Origin of the sequence: Burkholderia sp. WP42 (assembly GCF_000745665.1) — a bacterium.
Lineage (GTDB): Bacteria > Pseudomonadota > Gammaproteobacteria > Burkholderiales > Burkholderiaceae > Burkholderia > Burkholderia vietnamiensis.
In genome coordinates this window covers 105888-120663 of record NZ_JQJT01000021.1, presented here as the reverse complement: position 1 = coordinate 120663, position 14776 = coordinate 105888, and the positions used below count along the sequence as shown (strand labels likewise).

General features: G+C 69.7%; 16 protein-coding genes. 10 read left to right on the top strand and 6 right to left on the bottom strand.

Features of this window, described 5'->3' with window-relative positions:
* Window positions 1-332 precede the first annotated feature (332 nt).
* From EX20_RS14030 to EX20_RS14010, 5 genes are read left to right on the top strand one after another with little or no spacing between them, the layout of a single operon-like run.
* Window positions 333-689, top strand: coding sequence for a DUF1924 domain-containing protein (locus EX20_RS14030; protein WP_014725997.1), 357 nt, complete (start codon window positions 333-335; stop codon window positions 687-689).
* 12 nt (window positions 690-701) lie between these two features.
* Entirely contained in the window at window positions 702-1211 is a 510-nt protein-coding gene (locus EX20_RS14025; protein WP_051974441.1) for a diheme cytochrome c, read from the top strand.
* A complete protein-coding gene (locus tag EX20_RS14020; protein WP_034193926.1) occupies window positions 1177-1914 on the top strand; it encodes a cytochrome b/b6 domain-containing protein in 738 nt (245 codons plus the stop codon). Before EX20_RS14025 ends, EX20_RS14020 begins: the two co-directional genes overlap by 35 nt.
* 28 nt (window positions 1915-1942) lie before the next feature.
* Window positions 1943-2608: a response regulator gene (locus tag EX20_RS14015; protein ID WP_034193925.1), complete on the top strand. Its 666-nt coding sequence runs from the start codon at window positions 1943-1945 to the stop codon at window positions 2606-2608.
* Complete coding sequence (locus tag EX20_RS14010; protein ID WP_034193924.1) at window positions 2605-4011, top strand: ATP-binding protein; 1407 nt, start codon at window positions 2605-2607, stop codon at window positions 4009-4011. Before EX20_RS14015 ends, EX20_RS14010 begins: the two co-directional genes overlap by 4 nt.
* A gap of 135 nt (window positions 4012-4146) precedes the next feature.
* Here the strand turns inward: EX20_RS14010 and EX20_RS14005 are convergent, their stop codons facing one another.
* Window positions 4147-4581: a hypothetical protein gene (locus EX20_RS14005; protein WP_034193923.1), complete on the bottom strand. Its 435-nt coding sequence runs from the start codon at window positions 4579-4581 to the stop codon at window positions 4147-4149.
* Window positions 4582-4802: 221 nt separating this feature from the next.
* Between EX20_RS14005 and EX20_RS14000 the strand changes: the two genes are divergently transcribed.
* Window positions 4803-5150, top strand: a complete 348-nt coding sequence (locus tag EX20_RS14000; RefSeq protein WP_011880354.1) for a carboxymuconolactone decarboxylase family protein — start codon at window positions 4803-4805, stop codon at window positions 5148-5150.
* Window positions 5151-5270: 120 nt separating this feature from the next.
* Complete coding sequence (locus EX20_RS13995; RefSeq protein WP_072465504.1) at window positions 5271-6167, top strand: cation diffusion facilitator family transporter; 897 nt, start codon at window positions 5271-5273, stop codon at window positions 6165-6167.
* 44 nt (window positions 6168-6211) lie between these two features.
* Here EX20_RS13995 and EX20_RS13990 read toward each other — a convergent pair whose 3' ends face one another.
* Complete coding sequence (locus tag EX20_RS13990; RefSeq protein WP_014725991.1) at window positions 6212-6829, bottom strand: VTT domain-containing protein; 618 nt, start codon at window positions 6827-6829, stop codon at window positions 6212-6214.
* 217 nt (window positions 6830-7046) lie between these two features.
* Between EX20_RS13990 and EX20_RS13985 the strand changes: the two genes are divergently transcribed.
* Window positions 7047-9338: a heavy metal translocating P-type ATPase gene (locus EX20_RS13985; RefSeq protein ID WP_034193922.1), complete on the top strand. Its 2292-nt coding sequence runs from the start codon at window positions 7047-7049 to the stop codon at window positions 9336-9338.
* A gap of 12 nt (window positions 9339-9350) precedes the next feature.
* Here the strand turns inward: EX20_RS13985 and EX20_RS13980 are convergent, their stop codons facing one another.
* The 4 genes from EX20_RS13980 to EX20_RS13965 form a co-directional block, all read right to left on the bottom strand.
* A complete protein-coding gene (locus EX20_RS13980; protein WP_034193921.1) occupies window positions 9351-10301 on the bottom strand; it encodes a universal stress protein in 951 nt (316 codons plus the stop codon).
* Between the two features lie 152 nt (window positions 10302-10453).
* Window positions 10454-11038, bottom strand: coding sequence for a hemerythrin domain-containing protein (locus EX20_RS13975; RefSeq protein ID WP_034193957.1), 585 nt, complete (start codon window positions 11036-11038; stop codon window positions 10454-10456).
* 283 nt (window positions 11039-11321) lie between these two features.
* Entirely contained in the window at window positions 11322-11888 is a 567-nt protein-coding gene (locus tag EX20_RS13970; protein ID WP_034193920.1) for a cytochrome b, read from the bottom strand.
* Between the two features lie 41 nt (window positions 11889-11929).
* Window positions 11930-12304 carry a cytochrome b562 gene (locus EX20_RS13965; RefSeq protein WP_034193919.1) on the bottom strand — a complete coding sequence of 125 codons (375 nt, stop codon included), beginning with the start codon at window positions 12302-12304 and terminating at the stop codon, window positions 11930-11932.
* A 163-nt stretch (window positions 12305-12467) separates the two neighbouring features.
* Here EX20_RS13965 and EX20_RS13960 point away from each other — a divergent pair, with 163 nt between their 5' ends.
* Together EX20_RS13960 and EX20_RS13955 are read left to right on the top strand one after the other, a co-directional pair.
* Window positions 12468-13130: a response regulator transcription factor gene (locus EX20_RS13960; RefSeq protein WP_011880346.1), complete on the top strand. Its 663-nt coding sequence runs from the start codon at window positions 12468-12470 to the stop codon at window positions 13128-13130.
* A complete protein-coding gene (locus EX20_RS13955; RefSeq protein ID WP_034193918.1) occupies window positions 13130-14491 on the top strand; it encodes an ATP-binding protein in 1362 nt (453 codons plus the stop codon). The genes EX20_RS13960 and EX20_RS13955 overlap by 1 nt, the downstream gene beginning before the upstream one ends.
* The last annotated feature ends 285 nt before the right edge of the window (window positions 14492-14776 follow it).

Sequence of the window (14776 nt, the reverse complement as noted above, 5' to 3'; positions counted from 1 at the left end):
ATGCTGACGCGGAACGCGCGTGCCGGCTTGATGCAGGTCAAGCGCCACCACGCCATCGGGCCTGCGCGCCGCTCGTTTCGGTGCGCGAGCGGCCGCATCGCGTCCGACGCCGGCTCCAGTTCTGGCTTCGGCAGGTGTCGCAACGTTTGACGTGCGTCAAGGCGGCACGAGTGTATGACCGTCAGCTCGCCGCCGAACGGTGACACACCGCTCCCTTAAGAATCCGGTAAGGAACGCGCCCGAAGATGAATGCATCGCTCAGGAGGATCACGATGCGTCTATCTGACTCGGTTCGCATGCTGCGCCGGTCCTGCGCGGCGGCCGCGATATGCATGGCCGCCGGCGCCGGCGCGCATGCCGAAACACCGGCCGCGTTGCTGGCCGGCTACACGGCGCAGGCGGGCACGGCCGCTGTGCCGTTGCGCGGACAACAGTTCTTCACGTCCCGCCACGGACGCGAATGGAGTTGCGCGAGCTGTCACGGTAGCTCGCCGACCGGTGCAGGGCGGCACGTCGTGACCGGCAAGACGATCGAGCCGCTCGCGCCCGCGTTCAACCCGGCGCGGTTCTCGGACGGCGCACGCTCCGAAAAATGGTTTCGCCGAAATTGCAAGGACGTCGTCGGGCGCGAATGCTCGGCTGCCGAAAAGGCCGACATCCTCGCGTGGCTGATCACGTTGAAACCCTGAAGGGGAACGCAGATGAACCGTGTCGAACCGACGATCTCGTCGTGGCGCCCCGCGCTGCGGGTCGGCATCGCCGCGGCGCTGCTGGTTTCGCTGCTGCCGCACACCGTCCTCGCCGAAGACGAAATGCGCGGCATGGCCGTGCCGCTGCTGCCCCGCTACAAGCAGGAGTGCGCGACCTGCCACGTCGCCTATCCGCCGGGCGCGCTGCCGGCCGAGTCGTGGCGTCGCATCCTCAACGGTCTCGAGCATCACTTCGGCACCGACGCGACGCTCGATGCGGCAACCGTCGCGCAACTGCAGACCTGGCTGAGCGCGCACGCGGCGACGGGCGCTGCGGCGCGGCGGCCGCCCGACGACAGGATCACGCGCTCGTCGTGGTTCATCTCGACCCACGACGAAGTACCGGCCGCGGTGTGGAACAGCCCGGCAGTGAAGCGGCCGTCCAATTGCGCCGCATGTCATACGCAGGCAGACAAGGGAAATTTCGATGAACGATTCGTCCGCATTCCAGGCGCCCGCTGAACCGGCCACGCCGCGCGCCGAACGCGTGCTGGTGTGGGACGCGCCGGTGCGCGCGTTTCACTGGCTGATGGTGATCGCATTTGCCGGCGCGTGGCTGAGCGCCGAAAGCGAACGATGGCGGCTGATGCACGTCGCGTTCGGCTACACGATGCTGGCGCTCGTCGCGTTTCGCGTCGTCTGGGGCGTGGCCGGCACGCGCCATGCGCGCTTCTCGTCGTTCGTGCGCTCGCCGGCGGCCGTGGTCCGCTATCTGCTGAGCCTCGCGAAAGGCCGGCCCGAACATCACGTCGGCCACAACCCGGCCGGCGCGATCGCGATCGTCGCGATGCTGGCGATGACGGCCGCGCTCGGCGCGAGCGGCTGGGCCGCGTACAACGGTAACGGCGAAGCGTTCGGCGAGCTGCATGAAGGCGTGGCGAACGCGATGCTCGTGCTGGTCGCCGTGCACGTCGGCGCGGTGTTCGTCAGCAGCATCGTGCACCGCGAGAATCTGGCCCGCGCGATGGTGACGGGTTACAAGCGCGGTGCGCCGGCCGACGGCATCCGGCGCGCGTGGTGGAGCCTCGCCGCGATCATGACGGCCGCGGCGATCGGCTGGTGGTGGACGCAATGGCACGCGGCGCCGCAGCCCGCGCCGGGCGACGGCCCAGTCGCGGCCGACATCGGACGCCCCGCGCACGGCGCGGACCGCGACGACGATTGACGGCCGCCGGCTGAGTGAGTGCCCGATCGTGCGCATCCTGCTCGTGGAAGACGATGTCCTGCTCGGCGACGGCATCCGCGCCGGGTTGCGCCAGCAAGGGTTCCAGGTCGACTGGGTCCGCGACGGCGACGCGGCGCAGCGCGAGCTGCGCGCGCACGTTCATGCGGCCGCGGTGCTCGACCTCGGGTTGCCGCTCGTCGACGGCATGGACGTGCTGCAACGCATTCGCCGCGACGGCATTGCGCTGCCGATCCTCGTGCTGACCGCGCGCGACGCGGTGCCCGACCGCATCCGCGCGCTCGACGCGGGCGCCGACGACTACGTGATCAAGCCCATCGATCTGTACGAGCTCGGCGCACGCCTCCGCGCGCTGGTGCGGCGCGCGCACGGCCGGCCGACCGAACGGCTGCGCGCGCACGACGTCGAGCTGGAGCCCGCGTCGCGCACCGCGCGCCGCGCGGGCGTGGCCGTTGCGCTGTCGACGCGCGAGTTCGACCTGCTGCACATCCTGATGCTCAACGCCGGGCGGGTGCTGTCGCGCGAGCAGATCGAGCAGTATCTGTACAGCTGGGGGCAGGAAGTCGAGAGCAATGCGGTGGAGGTCCACATCCATCGGCTGCGCGCGAAGCTCGGCAGCGAAGTGATCCGCACCGTGCGCGGCGTGGGCTACGTGCTGATGCGGGACGCCGCATGAAGGCGCTGCTGCCCGCACGCTCGCTGCACGGCCGGCTGCTGACGCTGGTGCCGGCCGTGGTGCTCGGCGTCTGGCTCGCGACGCTGATGCTGACGTGGCTCGATGCGCAGCGCGAGATCGACCGGCTGCTCGACGGTCACCTCGCGCAGGCCGCCGCGCTGCTGGTCGCGCAGCAGGCGCGAGGGCCGGACGACGACGACACCGCGATCGACGCGCCGATGCTTCATCCGTACGGGCCGCGTGTGGCGTTCCAGGTATTCCACGACGGCCGGCTCGGCCTGCATTCGGAAAACGCGCCGTCGCAGCCGATGGTGGCGCCCGAGCTGACCGGGCAGGCTCGCGCGTCGGGATTCTGGACCGTCGCGATCGACGGCGATGCGTGGCGCGTCTTCGTCGTGCACGGCGTGCGCCACGACGTCCAGGTGTTCGTCGGCGAACGGATCGATTCGCGCAAGTCGATCCTCGGCGCGGTCATGCGCAGCGCGTTCTGGCCGATGGCGGCCGCGCTGCCGCTGCTGGTGCTGGCGATCGGCTGGGCCGTGCGCCGCGGCACGTCGCCGCTGCGCGATTTCGGCCGCGCGCTCGCCAGGCGCAACCCGCAGGCGCTCGACACGATTCGGCTCGAGCGCACGCCGCTCGAAATGCAGCCGATGCTCGACGCGCTGAACCGCCTGTTCGAACGGATTCGTGCGGTGATGGACGCCGAGCGGCGCTTCACTGCCGATGCGGCGCACGAGTTGCGCACGCCGATCGCGGCCGTCAGCGCGCAGGCGCAGGTCGCGCTGGCCGAGCGCCACGACGCGCCGCGCCGGCATGCGCTGCGCGGCGTGCTCGAAGGCTGCGATCGGGCCGCGCGGCTCGTCGATCAGCTGTTGTTGCTGTCGCGTCTCGATGCGGGCGCGCTGGCCCAGCGCGCACCGGTCGATCTGGCGGCGCTCGCGAAGCGCGTGGTCGCGGAGGCCGCGCCGCGATCGATCGACATGCGGCAGCGGCTGGAGCTCGACGCGCGAGCGCCGTGCCTCGTCGGCGGCAACGAGCCGTTGCTCGAGTCGATGGTGCGCAATCTGGTGGACAACGCGATTCGCTACAGCCCGGCCGACGCGTGCATCACCGTGTCGGTCGCGCGATGCGACGGACGCACGACGCTGCGCGTCGAGGACAGCGGCCCCGGCATCGGCGACGACGATCTGCGCCGGCTGGGCGAGCGGTTCTTTCGGCCGGCGGGAAGCCGGCCGGGCGGCAGCGGCCTGGGCTGGTCGATCGTGCGGCGCATCGCGGCCGCGCATGAAGCGGACCTCGAGGTCGGGCGTTCGGCGGCGTTGGGCGGGTTGTGCGTCGTCGTGTCGTGGCCGGCCGCCGATGCAGCCGATGCAGCCGATGCAGCCGGCACAGCCGCGCACTAGGCGATCATGTCGATTACGAATTACACCGCACAAGGTCGGCGCGTGACCGAAGGTCACCGCAGCGGCCTTTCATGGCCGGCTCGGCGCGCGTGTCAGGCTGGCCTCGGTCCTCGCCCGGCGCGCCGCGCCGCGCGGTCACTGGCCGGCAGCGCCGCTGGCGGGGCTGCCGGGCTGCCCGTGCATGTAGCCGGGGCCCATCCCGGACCCCATCCCCGATCCCGGCCCCATCCCGGACCCCATTCCCATCCCTTGGCCGCGATGCATGCCGCGCATCGGCGGCGCGTCGGGGAGCGTGATGCCGCGCGCCTTCGCGCGCTTCTGCATCTGAGCGTGATGCTCGGCGCGGATCTTGTCGCGCTCGGCGTCCGACGCTGCCGCGAGCATCCGCGTCCGGTATTCGGTGCGCTCCGCCGGCGTCATCAGCTGACTGCCGTAGATCATGTGCCCCGATTCGACGCCGCCGCGTGCAGGCTGGCTCGGCTGGCTCGCCTGCGCGTGGGCCAGCCCGGCCGACATCGCGATCGCGACGCCGATCACGCAGTGTGCGGTGAAGGTATTCAAGCGAAACATGGCAGTCTCCCGACGGTTTGCATGCGTTCAACGGTACACGTGAGCGCAGCCTGTCCATTGCGGCAGATCAAGGGCCGTCCGGGAGCCGCTCATACCATCGAAACGTGTGCCGGCCGTCACGGCGATGTCGCTCCTGCGGTGCATCATCGTGCGTCGCGTGCAGCGACCGCGGCGCGACGCCGCGAGCCGGTCCGATTTCCCCAACGCGGAGGCGACCTGCCATGACCGATTCACTGAACTATCGTCAACGAACCGCCGAGATTACCGAGCAGATGCGCAAGCTGCGGCAGTCGCAGCCCGATCTGATGTCGGCGTTCGGCGCATTGGCGGCGGCCGGCACGCGCGACGGCGCGCTGACGAAGAAGACGCGCGAGCTGATCGCGCTGGGCATCGCGATATCATCGCGCTGCGACGACTGCATCGGCTTCCACGTGCAGGCGCTGATCAAGCTGAAGGCGACGCGCGAGGAAGTCGAGGAGGTGGCCGGCGTCGCCGTGTACATGGGCGGCGGCCCGTCGATGATGTACGCGGCCCATGCGCTGATCGCTTACGACCAGCTGGCCGCTTGAGCGCCGCTGTCGGGTGCTGCCAGCGACATTCGAATTTGCTAACCCTGTAACGTGAACTGAATCGTGATCCAGAACAACCCCGACGCCGTACCCGAAACTGTCGCCGAAGCGACGCCCGCCATGGCCGCCGCGGCTACCCGAAGCACCTGGGTGAGCGTCGCGGTGAACCTCACGCTGAGCATCGGCCAGGTGGTGATCGGCATCCTGTCGCGCTCGCAGGGCCTCGTCGCGGACGGCATTCATTCGCTGTCCGATCTGGTCGCGGATTTCGTCGTGCTGCTGGCCGGCCATCACAGCCGCAAGCCGGTCGACGAAAAGCATCCTTACGGCCATCAACGCTTCGAAACCGGCGCGTCGCTCGCGCTTGCCGCGATCCTGTTGGTGGTCGGCGGCGGGATGCTGTGGTCGGCGGTGCAGAAGCTCGAGCATCCGGAGGCGATCGAGCGCGTCCACGTCGCGGCACTGTGGGTGGCGCTCGTCGCGCTGGTCGCGAAGGAGAGCCTGTTTCGCTACATGCTCGCGGTCGCGACGCGCGTGAAGTCGAGCATGCTGGTGGCCAACGCGTGGCATGCGCGTTCGGACGCCGCGTCGTCGCTGGTGGTCGGATGCGGGATCGTGGGCAACCTGCTCGGCTATCCGCTGCTCGATCCGGTCGCCGCGCTGATCGTCGGCGGGATGATCGTGAAAATGGGCGCGACGTTCGGCTGGAACGCGTTGCACGATCTGATGGACCGCGCGGCCGACGCCGAAGACGTGCAGGCGATCCGCGCGACGCTGCTCGCCACGCCCGGCGTGCTCGACCTGCACGACCTGCGCACGCGCAAGACCGGCGATCTGATCCTGGTCGACGTGCATCTCGACATCGACGCCGATCTCACCGTGGCGCAAGGGCACGACATCGCGGTGGACGCGCGCGCGCGCGTGCTGCGCCATCATCGGGTGCTGAACGTGATGACGCACGTCGATCCGCGCAAGCGCGAAACGGCGGTCGAAGCCGCAGCGCTTCACCGAAATTAAGAGGGGACGGGCGGCGTATCGGCCAACGCACGCCCGCGCCGGCCTCAATCGGAGCGGCGCACGCGCTGGCCGCGCCGGAACGTCAATCGACGTTCGTGGACGAGCGCGTGCCAGTCGAGCTTCATCAACACGACGATGCATGCGAGCAGCACGAGCTGCGTGACGATGAAGTAGCCGCCGAGATAGCTGCCGCCGAGTTCGGACTCGGCGTCGAGCTGCGTGGACGCGAAGCGGCCGACGTGCGCCCAGATCGCATAGGTCGTCACGCGGCCGATGAAGAACGCCGCGGCGATGATCCTGAGCGGCAAGCCGGACAGCCCGTATGCGATGAACAGATAGTTCGACGGCAGCGGGCTCAGCGCATAGAGGAAGAACGCCCCGGCGGTCAGCGTGCCGTGCTTGCGCAGCCAGCGCGTCGCCACGGCGATGTTCTCGCGATCGGCGTCCCGCACCCAGCGCGAGCGCACCAGCGAGCGCGCGAAGGTCGCGAGGATCACGCGGCCGATGGTGGCCGCGGCCGCCGCGACGACGGCGAATACGAACGGATTGCCGTCGGGCAGGTTGAAGCCCACCCACGACATCGCCATCCAGGTGGGCGGCGCGAATGCCGGCACGAGATTCAGCAGCAGAATCAGCAGGAACAGCACAGCCAGCGTCAGCACGATATCGGCTCCAGACCATCCGGTGTCACGTTTCGATTGTGCTGAAGAGACGGGCCGCCCCGTTGACTCACGTCAAGCAACGCACCGCGCGGGCACGCGCGTCGGGCTGACCCACGTCAAAGGTCGAAGCGCGGCATTTTCTAGACTGATGCCACGCCGTCGTCAACGGCGCCCGACGCAACGCTCGGGCCCACGCGCGGCAACCGGAAAACTCGTCATGCCCCGAATGCGCTGGTCGCTCGATTTCACGTTGCTGGTTTTGTCTGCCGTCACGCTCGCCGCCGGCGGCGCGTGCGTCGCGTTCGGCCTGCCTGCGCTCGCGCGCCTCGTGTGGCTGCTCGGCGCGCTGCCCGTGCTGCTCGTGTTGACGGTCACCGTCGCCAAGGCGGTCGCGCGCCGGCAGCCCGGCATCGACGTGCTCGCGTGGCTCGCGATCGGGCTCGCGCTCGCGCTCGACGAGACGCTGACCGCCGCGGTCATCGCATTGATGCTCGCGAGCGGGCGGACGCTGGAGCAGCACGCGCAGCGCCGCGCGCAACGCGAGATGACCGCGCTGCTCGGCCGCGCGCCGCGGCAGGCGACGCGGTTCGAGCATGGCGAATGGCGGCCCGTCGCTCCGGATGCGATCGTCCCCGGCGACCGGCTGCTGGTGCGCAGCGGCGAGTGCGTCGCGGTCGACGGCACACTCACCGGCGACGCGGAACTGGACGAATCGATGCTGACCGGCGAATCGTCCACGCAGCGGCGACGTTCGGGCGAAACCGCATGCAGCGGCGTGGTCAACGCCGGCGCGCCGTTCGAAATGGTGGCGCGCACGACCGCTGGCGACAGCACGTTTGCCGGCATCGTACGGATGGTCGAGCGCGCGCAGCGCGAGCGCAGCCCGTCCGTGCGCGTCGCGGATCGCTACGCGGCGGGCTTCGTCGTGATTGCGCTGCTCGTCGCGGGCGGCGCGTGGCTCGCGACCGGCGACGTCGGCCGCGCGCTCGCGGTGCTCGTCGTCGCGTCGCCGTGTCCGCTGATTCTCGCGGTGCCGGTCGCGATCGTGTCGGGCATGTCGCGCTGCTCGAAGCGCGGCGTGCTGGTCAAGGGCGGCGGCGCGCTGGAACGCCTCGCGCAAGCGACGATTCTGTTCTTCGACAAGACCGGCACGCTGACCGGCGGGCGCGCACGCATCGTCGCGATCGAATGCGGCGCGCAGGTCGCCGCCGCCGACGTGCTGCGCTTCGCGGCGTCGCTCGCACAGGCGTCGGCGCACGTGATTTCGGACGCGCTGACGGTTGCCGCACGGGAGCGCGGCGTCGGTCTGTCGGCGCCGTCGGCCGTACTGGAGACGCCCGGCGAAGGCGTGACGGGCAGCGTCGACGGTCACACGGTCACGATCGGCAAGTTTAGTTTCGTCGCGGCGTGCTCGACGCCGGCGCCGTGGAGCGATGCGTTCGTCGCGCGCGTCGGCGGCCAGGGCGGCGCGGCGGTATTCGTCGGCGTGGATGGCGCGATGATCGGCGCGATCGAGCTGGCCGATGAACTGCGGCTGGAGACGCCGCGCGCATTGCGGCTACTCAAGCGCGAAGGCGTCGAGCGCCTCGTGATGCTGACCGGCGACCGGCGCGATATCGCGCTGGCAGTCGGCGAACTGATCGGCGTGACCGACGTGCGCGCCGAGCAAACGCCGACGGACAAGCTCGCCGCGATCCAGTCGGCTCGCAAGGACGGCGTGACGATCATGGTCGGCGACGGCGTGAACGACGCGCCGGCGCTCGCGGCCGCCGACGTCGGCATCGCGATGGGCGCGCGTGGCGCGGCCGCGTCGTCCGAGGCCGCCGACGTGGTGCTGCTGGTCGACCGGCTCGACCGCCTCGTGGACGCGATCCGCATTGCGCGCCGCGCGCGCCGCATCGCGCTCGAGAGCGTGGTGGCCGGCATGTCGTTGTCGGCGCTCGCGATGGCGGTCGCGGCGGCCGGATTACTGCCGCCGATTGCGGGCGCGGTGATTCAGGAGGTGATCGACGTCGTCGTGATCGTCAATGCGCTGCGCGTGTTGCTAGTCCGCGCGAAGCCGTCGGAGGCGCGGCCGAGCGGCCTCGACGTCGAGCAGCTCAAGCGAGAGCACGCCGCGTTGTCGCCGCTGCTCGACCAGTTGCGGGATCTCGCCGATCGCATCCCCGGCTTGCCGGCCGCGACCATCGCGAGCGAATCGGCGCGGCTGATCGGCGTGCTGGACGCGCGGCTGCTGCCGCACGAGCGCGCGGACGACCGCGACGTCTACGCGCGTCTCGCGCCGCTGCTCGGCGGCGAGGATCCGCTTGCGGCGATGAGCGGCGCGCACCGCGAGATCTTCCGGATGGTCAGGGCGCTCAGGCAGATGGTCGCCGATCTGCCGCGCGAACACGCCGACGCCGCGGGCGCTCAGGCGATCCAACGGACGCTGTACGGGCTCGAAGCGATCGTCCGCCTGCATTGCGCGCAGGAGGAGGAGCTGTTCCACGCGGTGGGCGCGGACGTGTGACGCGCTAGCGCGCTACGCATGCGGCGCGTTCACGAGCAGGACCGGCGTCGGCGCGATCCGCGCGACGCGGCGCGCCACGCTGCCGAGCACCCAGCTCGTGACGCCTCGCCGTCCGTGGGTGCCCATCACGATCAGGTCGGCATGCCAGCCGCTCGCGTCGTGCACGATCCGTTGCGATACGTCGTCGCCGGTGCGGTCGGTTTGAATCAGCTGCGACTGCGCGTGTCGGGCCGCGCCGTCGAACAGCGCGACGGCTTTTTGCAGGACGCGGCGGCCTTCGTCGATCGACGCCTGTTCCAGCGTCTCGACGGGAACGAAATCGCCCAGCGATACGGGCCGGTCCACGACGTGGATCACACGGAATTCGGTGTCCGACCGCGCGAATTTGAGGCCCGCGCGCAGTGCGTTGAGGGCGATCGCACTGCCGTCGACGGCGAACAGCATGCGCGCCGGCACATGCTCGGCGGCCGGCTGGAACCCTTCCGGGACGATCAGCAGCGGACAGCCGGCGAGGTGGCCGAGCGGGCCGGACACCGTGCCTTCGATCCACCGCAGCAGGCCGTGATGCTGACGCGCGCCGACGATCAGCAGATCGGCGCGCCACGCCTGCGCGGTTTCGGCCAGCGCATGGGCGATATCGGCGCCGTGCACGGACAGGTCGATGACTTCGCTGTCGATCGCGATGTCGTCGCGCCGCAATGCGCCGGTGGCGCGCGACAGCGCGTCGGCGGCGTCGTGCAGCAATTCGTCGCGCGCCGCTTCGAAGAACGCGGCCGATTTCGATCCGCGCGGAACGAGTGTGCGCGGATTTTCCGCAACGCTGACCACGTGCACCGACGCATTCGGCGCAATGAGGTTACGCGCATACGCGAGCGCATGATCGGACGCGGCGGAGCCGTCGATCGCGATCAGCACCCGTTGGGGCGCGTGGTGGGGGTGGAGGGGTGAGTTGCTGGCGCTCATGAAGGTCTCCCGGTCCGGTGGCAACCGGCGATCGTGCATACGGCCATTGTTCGCACGCGAGGCGCGCGCGGCTTGACCTTCGTCAAGCGCGTTCATGTTCGCCGGGTAATGCGTGCCGCTGGCTTTCCAGCGGCCGAAGGGCGGCCGCGCTGCTAATCGGGCGCCCGATCGGGGATCGCCTGGACGATCATCGAAAACAGCCGGTCGAGATCCTCGTCGAGCGGCTGGCCGTCGAACGGATCGCGATTCGCGGCGAACGCCGCGTCGATCCCGACCCAGTCGTCGGGCGTCAACACGCGGGTGGCGGCCGGCAGGATCACGGTCTCTTCTAGACAGCGATGGTCCGCATGGAACTCCGCGTAATCGTCCATCAGCGCGCCGAGCGTATGCAGCGCGCTCGCGCCTTTCAACTCGTAGCGCGTCAGCGCGTGCTCGAGATTCCGCAGCTTCATGTCGCTCTTGTCGTGCTGCGCCTCGAGCTGGTCGAGCACGCTGTCGAACTCGCCGGTGCGCGCCCGCAACGGCGCGAACAGGTAGCGGTCTTCGTTCGGATGATGAATGCGCTGCGGGTATTCCCGGATGTAATAGAGCATCGCGCGGAACACGATCACGCCCGGCACCGGCTCACCCGCCACGAGCAGACGGACGAAGTGCCGCATGCCGTCGATCACGGTCGACAACTGCGTATGTTCGTGGCGGATGATGGCGACGGCGCTACGTGGCCCGGGCATCGACATTTCACACCCCACAGCGGTAACGGAATGACCGGCGTGCTCGCGGCTCGCTTCGGCTGCGCGCATGAAGCCCGGTTGCGATACGTCGATATTGATCGACCGGCGCCCGTCGTTGAAGGGTGTGGACACCGAGGCGTTGACGAAGATCAACGGTCGCGTGGAGCGTGTGGGTCTGCTGATCGCGTTCGGTCTGCCGCATGGCTGCCGAGACGTGCGGGCGACGCGCGACGCCGGTTTCCTGCCGCTTCTCGAAGCGGCCCGGCCGCCGCGCACCGCAATGCCGGCGTCAGCCGATATCCTTCGCCTGCAGCCCGCGTCGGCCGGAACGGGCCGACCACGGCAGGATGCGCGGCAGGACGTTTTCCGCGTGGACCACACGATGGGCCACGGCCGCGGCGACGTGCAGGCCGACCAGCGCGACGAGCGCGTAGGCGGCGAGTGCGTGCAGTTCGCCGAGCCAGTGCGACAGCTCGCGGTTCTTCGCGACCAGCGTCGGCAGCGAAAAGAGCCCGAAGCAGCTGGCCGGGTGTCCGGCCGCGTTCGTCTTCAGCCAGCCGAGCACCGGGATCGCCAGCATCAGTGCATACAGCAGCCCGTGGACGGCGCGTTCGGCCGAATGCCGCAGCGTGCCGGCGGGATTGACCGACGGCGGCAGCCGGTCGCGCGCGCGCAGCCGGTTGCCGAGACGCAGCGCCACGAGCAAGAGAATGGCGACGCCGATCGACTTGTGCAGGCCGACCAGGTCTTCGTTGTCGTCCAGCAGCAGGCCGACGATCAGGTTGCCGATCAGTGCGACGGCCAGCAGCCAATGGAGCAGGCTGATCGACAGCGGATAACGGGTAGCGGTCTTCATGACGGAATATCGTTCAGTGGCAAGCGGGGAGTGCGATCGGCTCAGCCGAGCAGGTCGTGGTAGTGCTTCTTCGTGTCGTTGATGCGGCGCAATGCCTGCTTGGCGGCCGGCAGATCGTTCGCCGCGATCGCGCGATCGACTTCGGTCAGTTCGCGCTGCAAGGTGCGCATGCCTTCGTCGTAGGTCGACTGGTCGCTGCGATAGCGCTGGCGGCTCGCCTGTTGCGCGTCGCTTTCGAGCCGGGCGACGTAGCCGCGCATCTCGGCGGTCGTCCGGCTGTTCAGCGCGCGTTGCATCGTCTGCTTCATGTCGCGCATCAGCGGCTTGATCTCGCCCGCCTGCGCGGGCGCGGCGGTCACGACGAGCAGCGCGGCGAGCGCGGCGCAGAAGCGGAATCGGAATGCGGGCGTCTTCATGGGCGTTTCGGGTCGGCAGTATCGGTGAGCGCGACGATAGTGCGCCGACGTTAACGGATTCTTAAGGCCCGATTTCGGCCGCGACCCGCTTGATGCGCGGGCACGCCTGCGGTTATCGTGCCGCAACGGACGCGAGGTCCGGATCGAAGAGGAGTTGCGCATCATGCGGGTATTGCTCGTGGAGGACGACAAGCTGATCGGCAGCGGCGTGGAGGACGGGCTGAGCGAGGCCGGCATGACGGTCGACTGGGCGCACGACGGCCGGCATGCGCAACTGGCGCTCGAAACCACGCCGTACGACCTCGTCGTGCTGGATCTGGGCTTGCCGCGCATGTCCGGCGTCGAGCTGCTCGCGTGGCTTCGCAAGCGTCGCGACCATACGCCGGTGCTGGTGATGACCGCGCGCGACACGGTGGCCGATCGCGTGAGCGGCCTGAGCGCGGGCGCCGACGATTATCTCGGCAAGCCGTTCGACCTGACCGAGCTGGTTGCGCGCTGCCGTGCGCTCGTGCGGCGTTCGCAGGGGCGCAGCACCGACACGATCGAATACGGCGACCTGTCGGTCGATCCCGCCTTGATGACGGCCACCCGCGGCGCGGAGCGAATCGCGCTGACGTCGCGCGAATGCGCGTTGCTGGTCGAACTGCTGTCGAATCAGGGCCGCCCGCTGTCGCGCGCGCAGCTGCAGGACAGCCTGTACGGCTGGAACGAGGAGATCGAGAGCAATGCGATCGAGGTGCACGTGTCGAACCTGCGCAAGAAGCTCGGCGCCGACCTGATCCGCACGATCCGCGGCGTGGGCTACGTGGTGGAGAAGGCGTCGTGATGCGTTCGATCCGGCAACGGCTGACCTTGCTCGTGCTGTCGGGCGTGGTGGTGGTGTGGGCCTATTCGCTCGTGTCGAGCTATCGTCAGGCGATTCACGAAGCGGACGAATGGTACGAAACGCGCGTCGAGCAGATCGCCCGGACCTTCGCGGTGCTCGACGCGCGCGACCTGCCGCGCTTCGCCGAGATCGTGCTCGCCGGCCGCGACGACGACGACGGCGACAACGATGCCGCGCCGCCGATGCTGTACCAGGTCAGCGATGCCGACGGGCACGTCCTCGCGGCCAGTCCGGGTCTCGCGGCGCTCGACGTGCCGGCGTCTGCGGCTGCTGCATCCGGCGCATCCGGCGCGGCCGAGTCGGGCAATCCGAAGTGGCACGCGTACGTGCTGACCGATGCCGCGCGCGGCCGGACGGTGCGCATCTTCGAGCAGCGCACGCGCCGCTCGGACCTGTCCGCCGAAGTCGCGCGGCGCGTGGCGCGGCCGCTGGCGTTCGCGCTGCCGGTGCTGGCGGTGTTGATCTGGTTCGCGATCGGCCGCAGCCTGACGCCGCTGCGCACGCTGTCCGACGCGATCGAAGCGCGCTCGGCCGACAACCTTGACGCAATCGGCACGCACGGCATTCCCGATGAAGTGCGTCCGCTGGTCGCCGCGCTCAATACGTTGCTGCAACGCCTGCGCGACTCGCTCGTTCGCGAGCGCGCGTTCACCAGCGACGCGGCGCACGAGCTGAAGACGCCGCTCGCCGCCATCAAGGTCCAGGCGCAGGTAGCGCTCACCGCGCGCGATCCGGAGCGCCAGCGGCGCGCGATGCAGCGGGTCGTCGAGGGCGTCGACCGCAGCACGCATCTGGCCGATCAGTTGCTCGCGCTGGCGCGGCTCGACGAGACGGTTCCGCTGGACGGCGCGGACGTCGATCTTCGTCAATTGATCGCCGCATGCGTGAACGATCATCAGGCGCGCGCGGAGCGCAAGGAGATGTCCGTGACGTCGCGGGTCGATGGCCGCGTCGTCATGCACGCGCCGCCCACGCTGCTTCGCGTGCTGCTCGACAACCTCGTCGATAACGCGATCAAGTACGGCCGCGAGCATGGGCACGTCGAAATCGCATCTTGGCAGGACGCCGACGCGGTCACGCTCCAGGTGTGCGACGACGGCCCCGGCGTGCCGACCGAGGATCTGGCGCGCTTGCAGGACCGGTTCTTTCGCGGTGCCGATCATGACGCGAGCGGCAGCGGCCTGGGGCTGTCGATCGTCGCGCGGATCGTGGCCAAGCTCGGCGGGCGTCTGACCTACGTCGACGGGCTGAACGGCGGCGGATTCGGCGTGCGCGTGACCTTGCCGGTGCAGGGTCGATAGGTATCCCGAGCGCGCATCCGCTGCGGTATTTCGGGCGGGATGCGCGCGGCCGGCCGCGCACGGCGTGCGTAATGCCTTCCTCTCGCCATCGCGTTGCGGGCCGATCGGTCCAACCGACGCGCCGCGCCACGCGCATCCGCGGCCATCGACGTTCGACCCGCGCGCAACCTCATCGCCATCGTCGCGCCGCGCGTGAACCAGCCGGTTAATTTGGTGCGCTCGCGCGCGCTGCGAATGGGCAACGGCCGCGCGCCGCGTCGGGCGATGCACCGAAATGAGGAATGC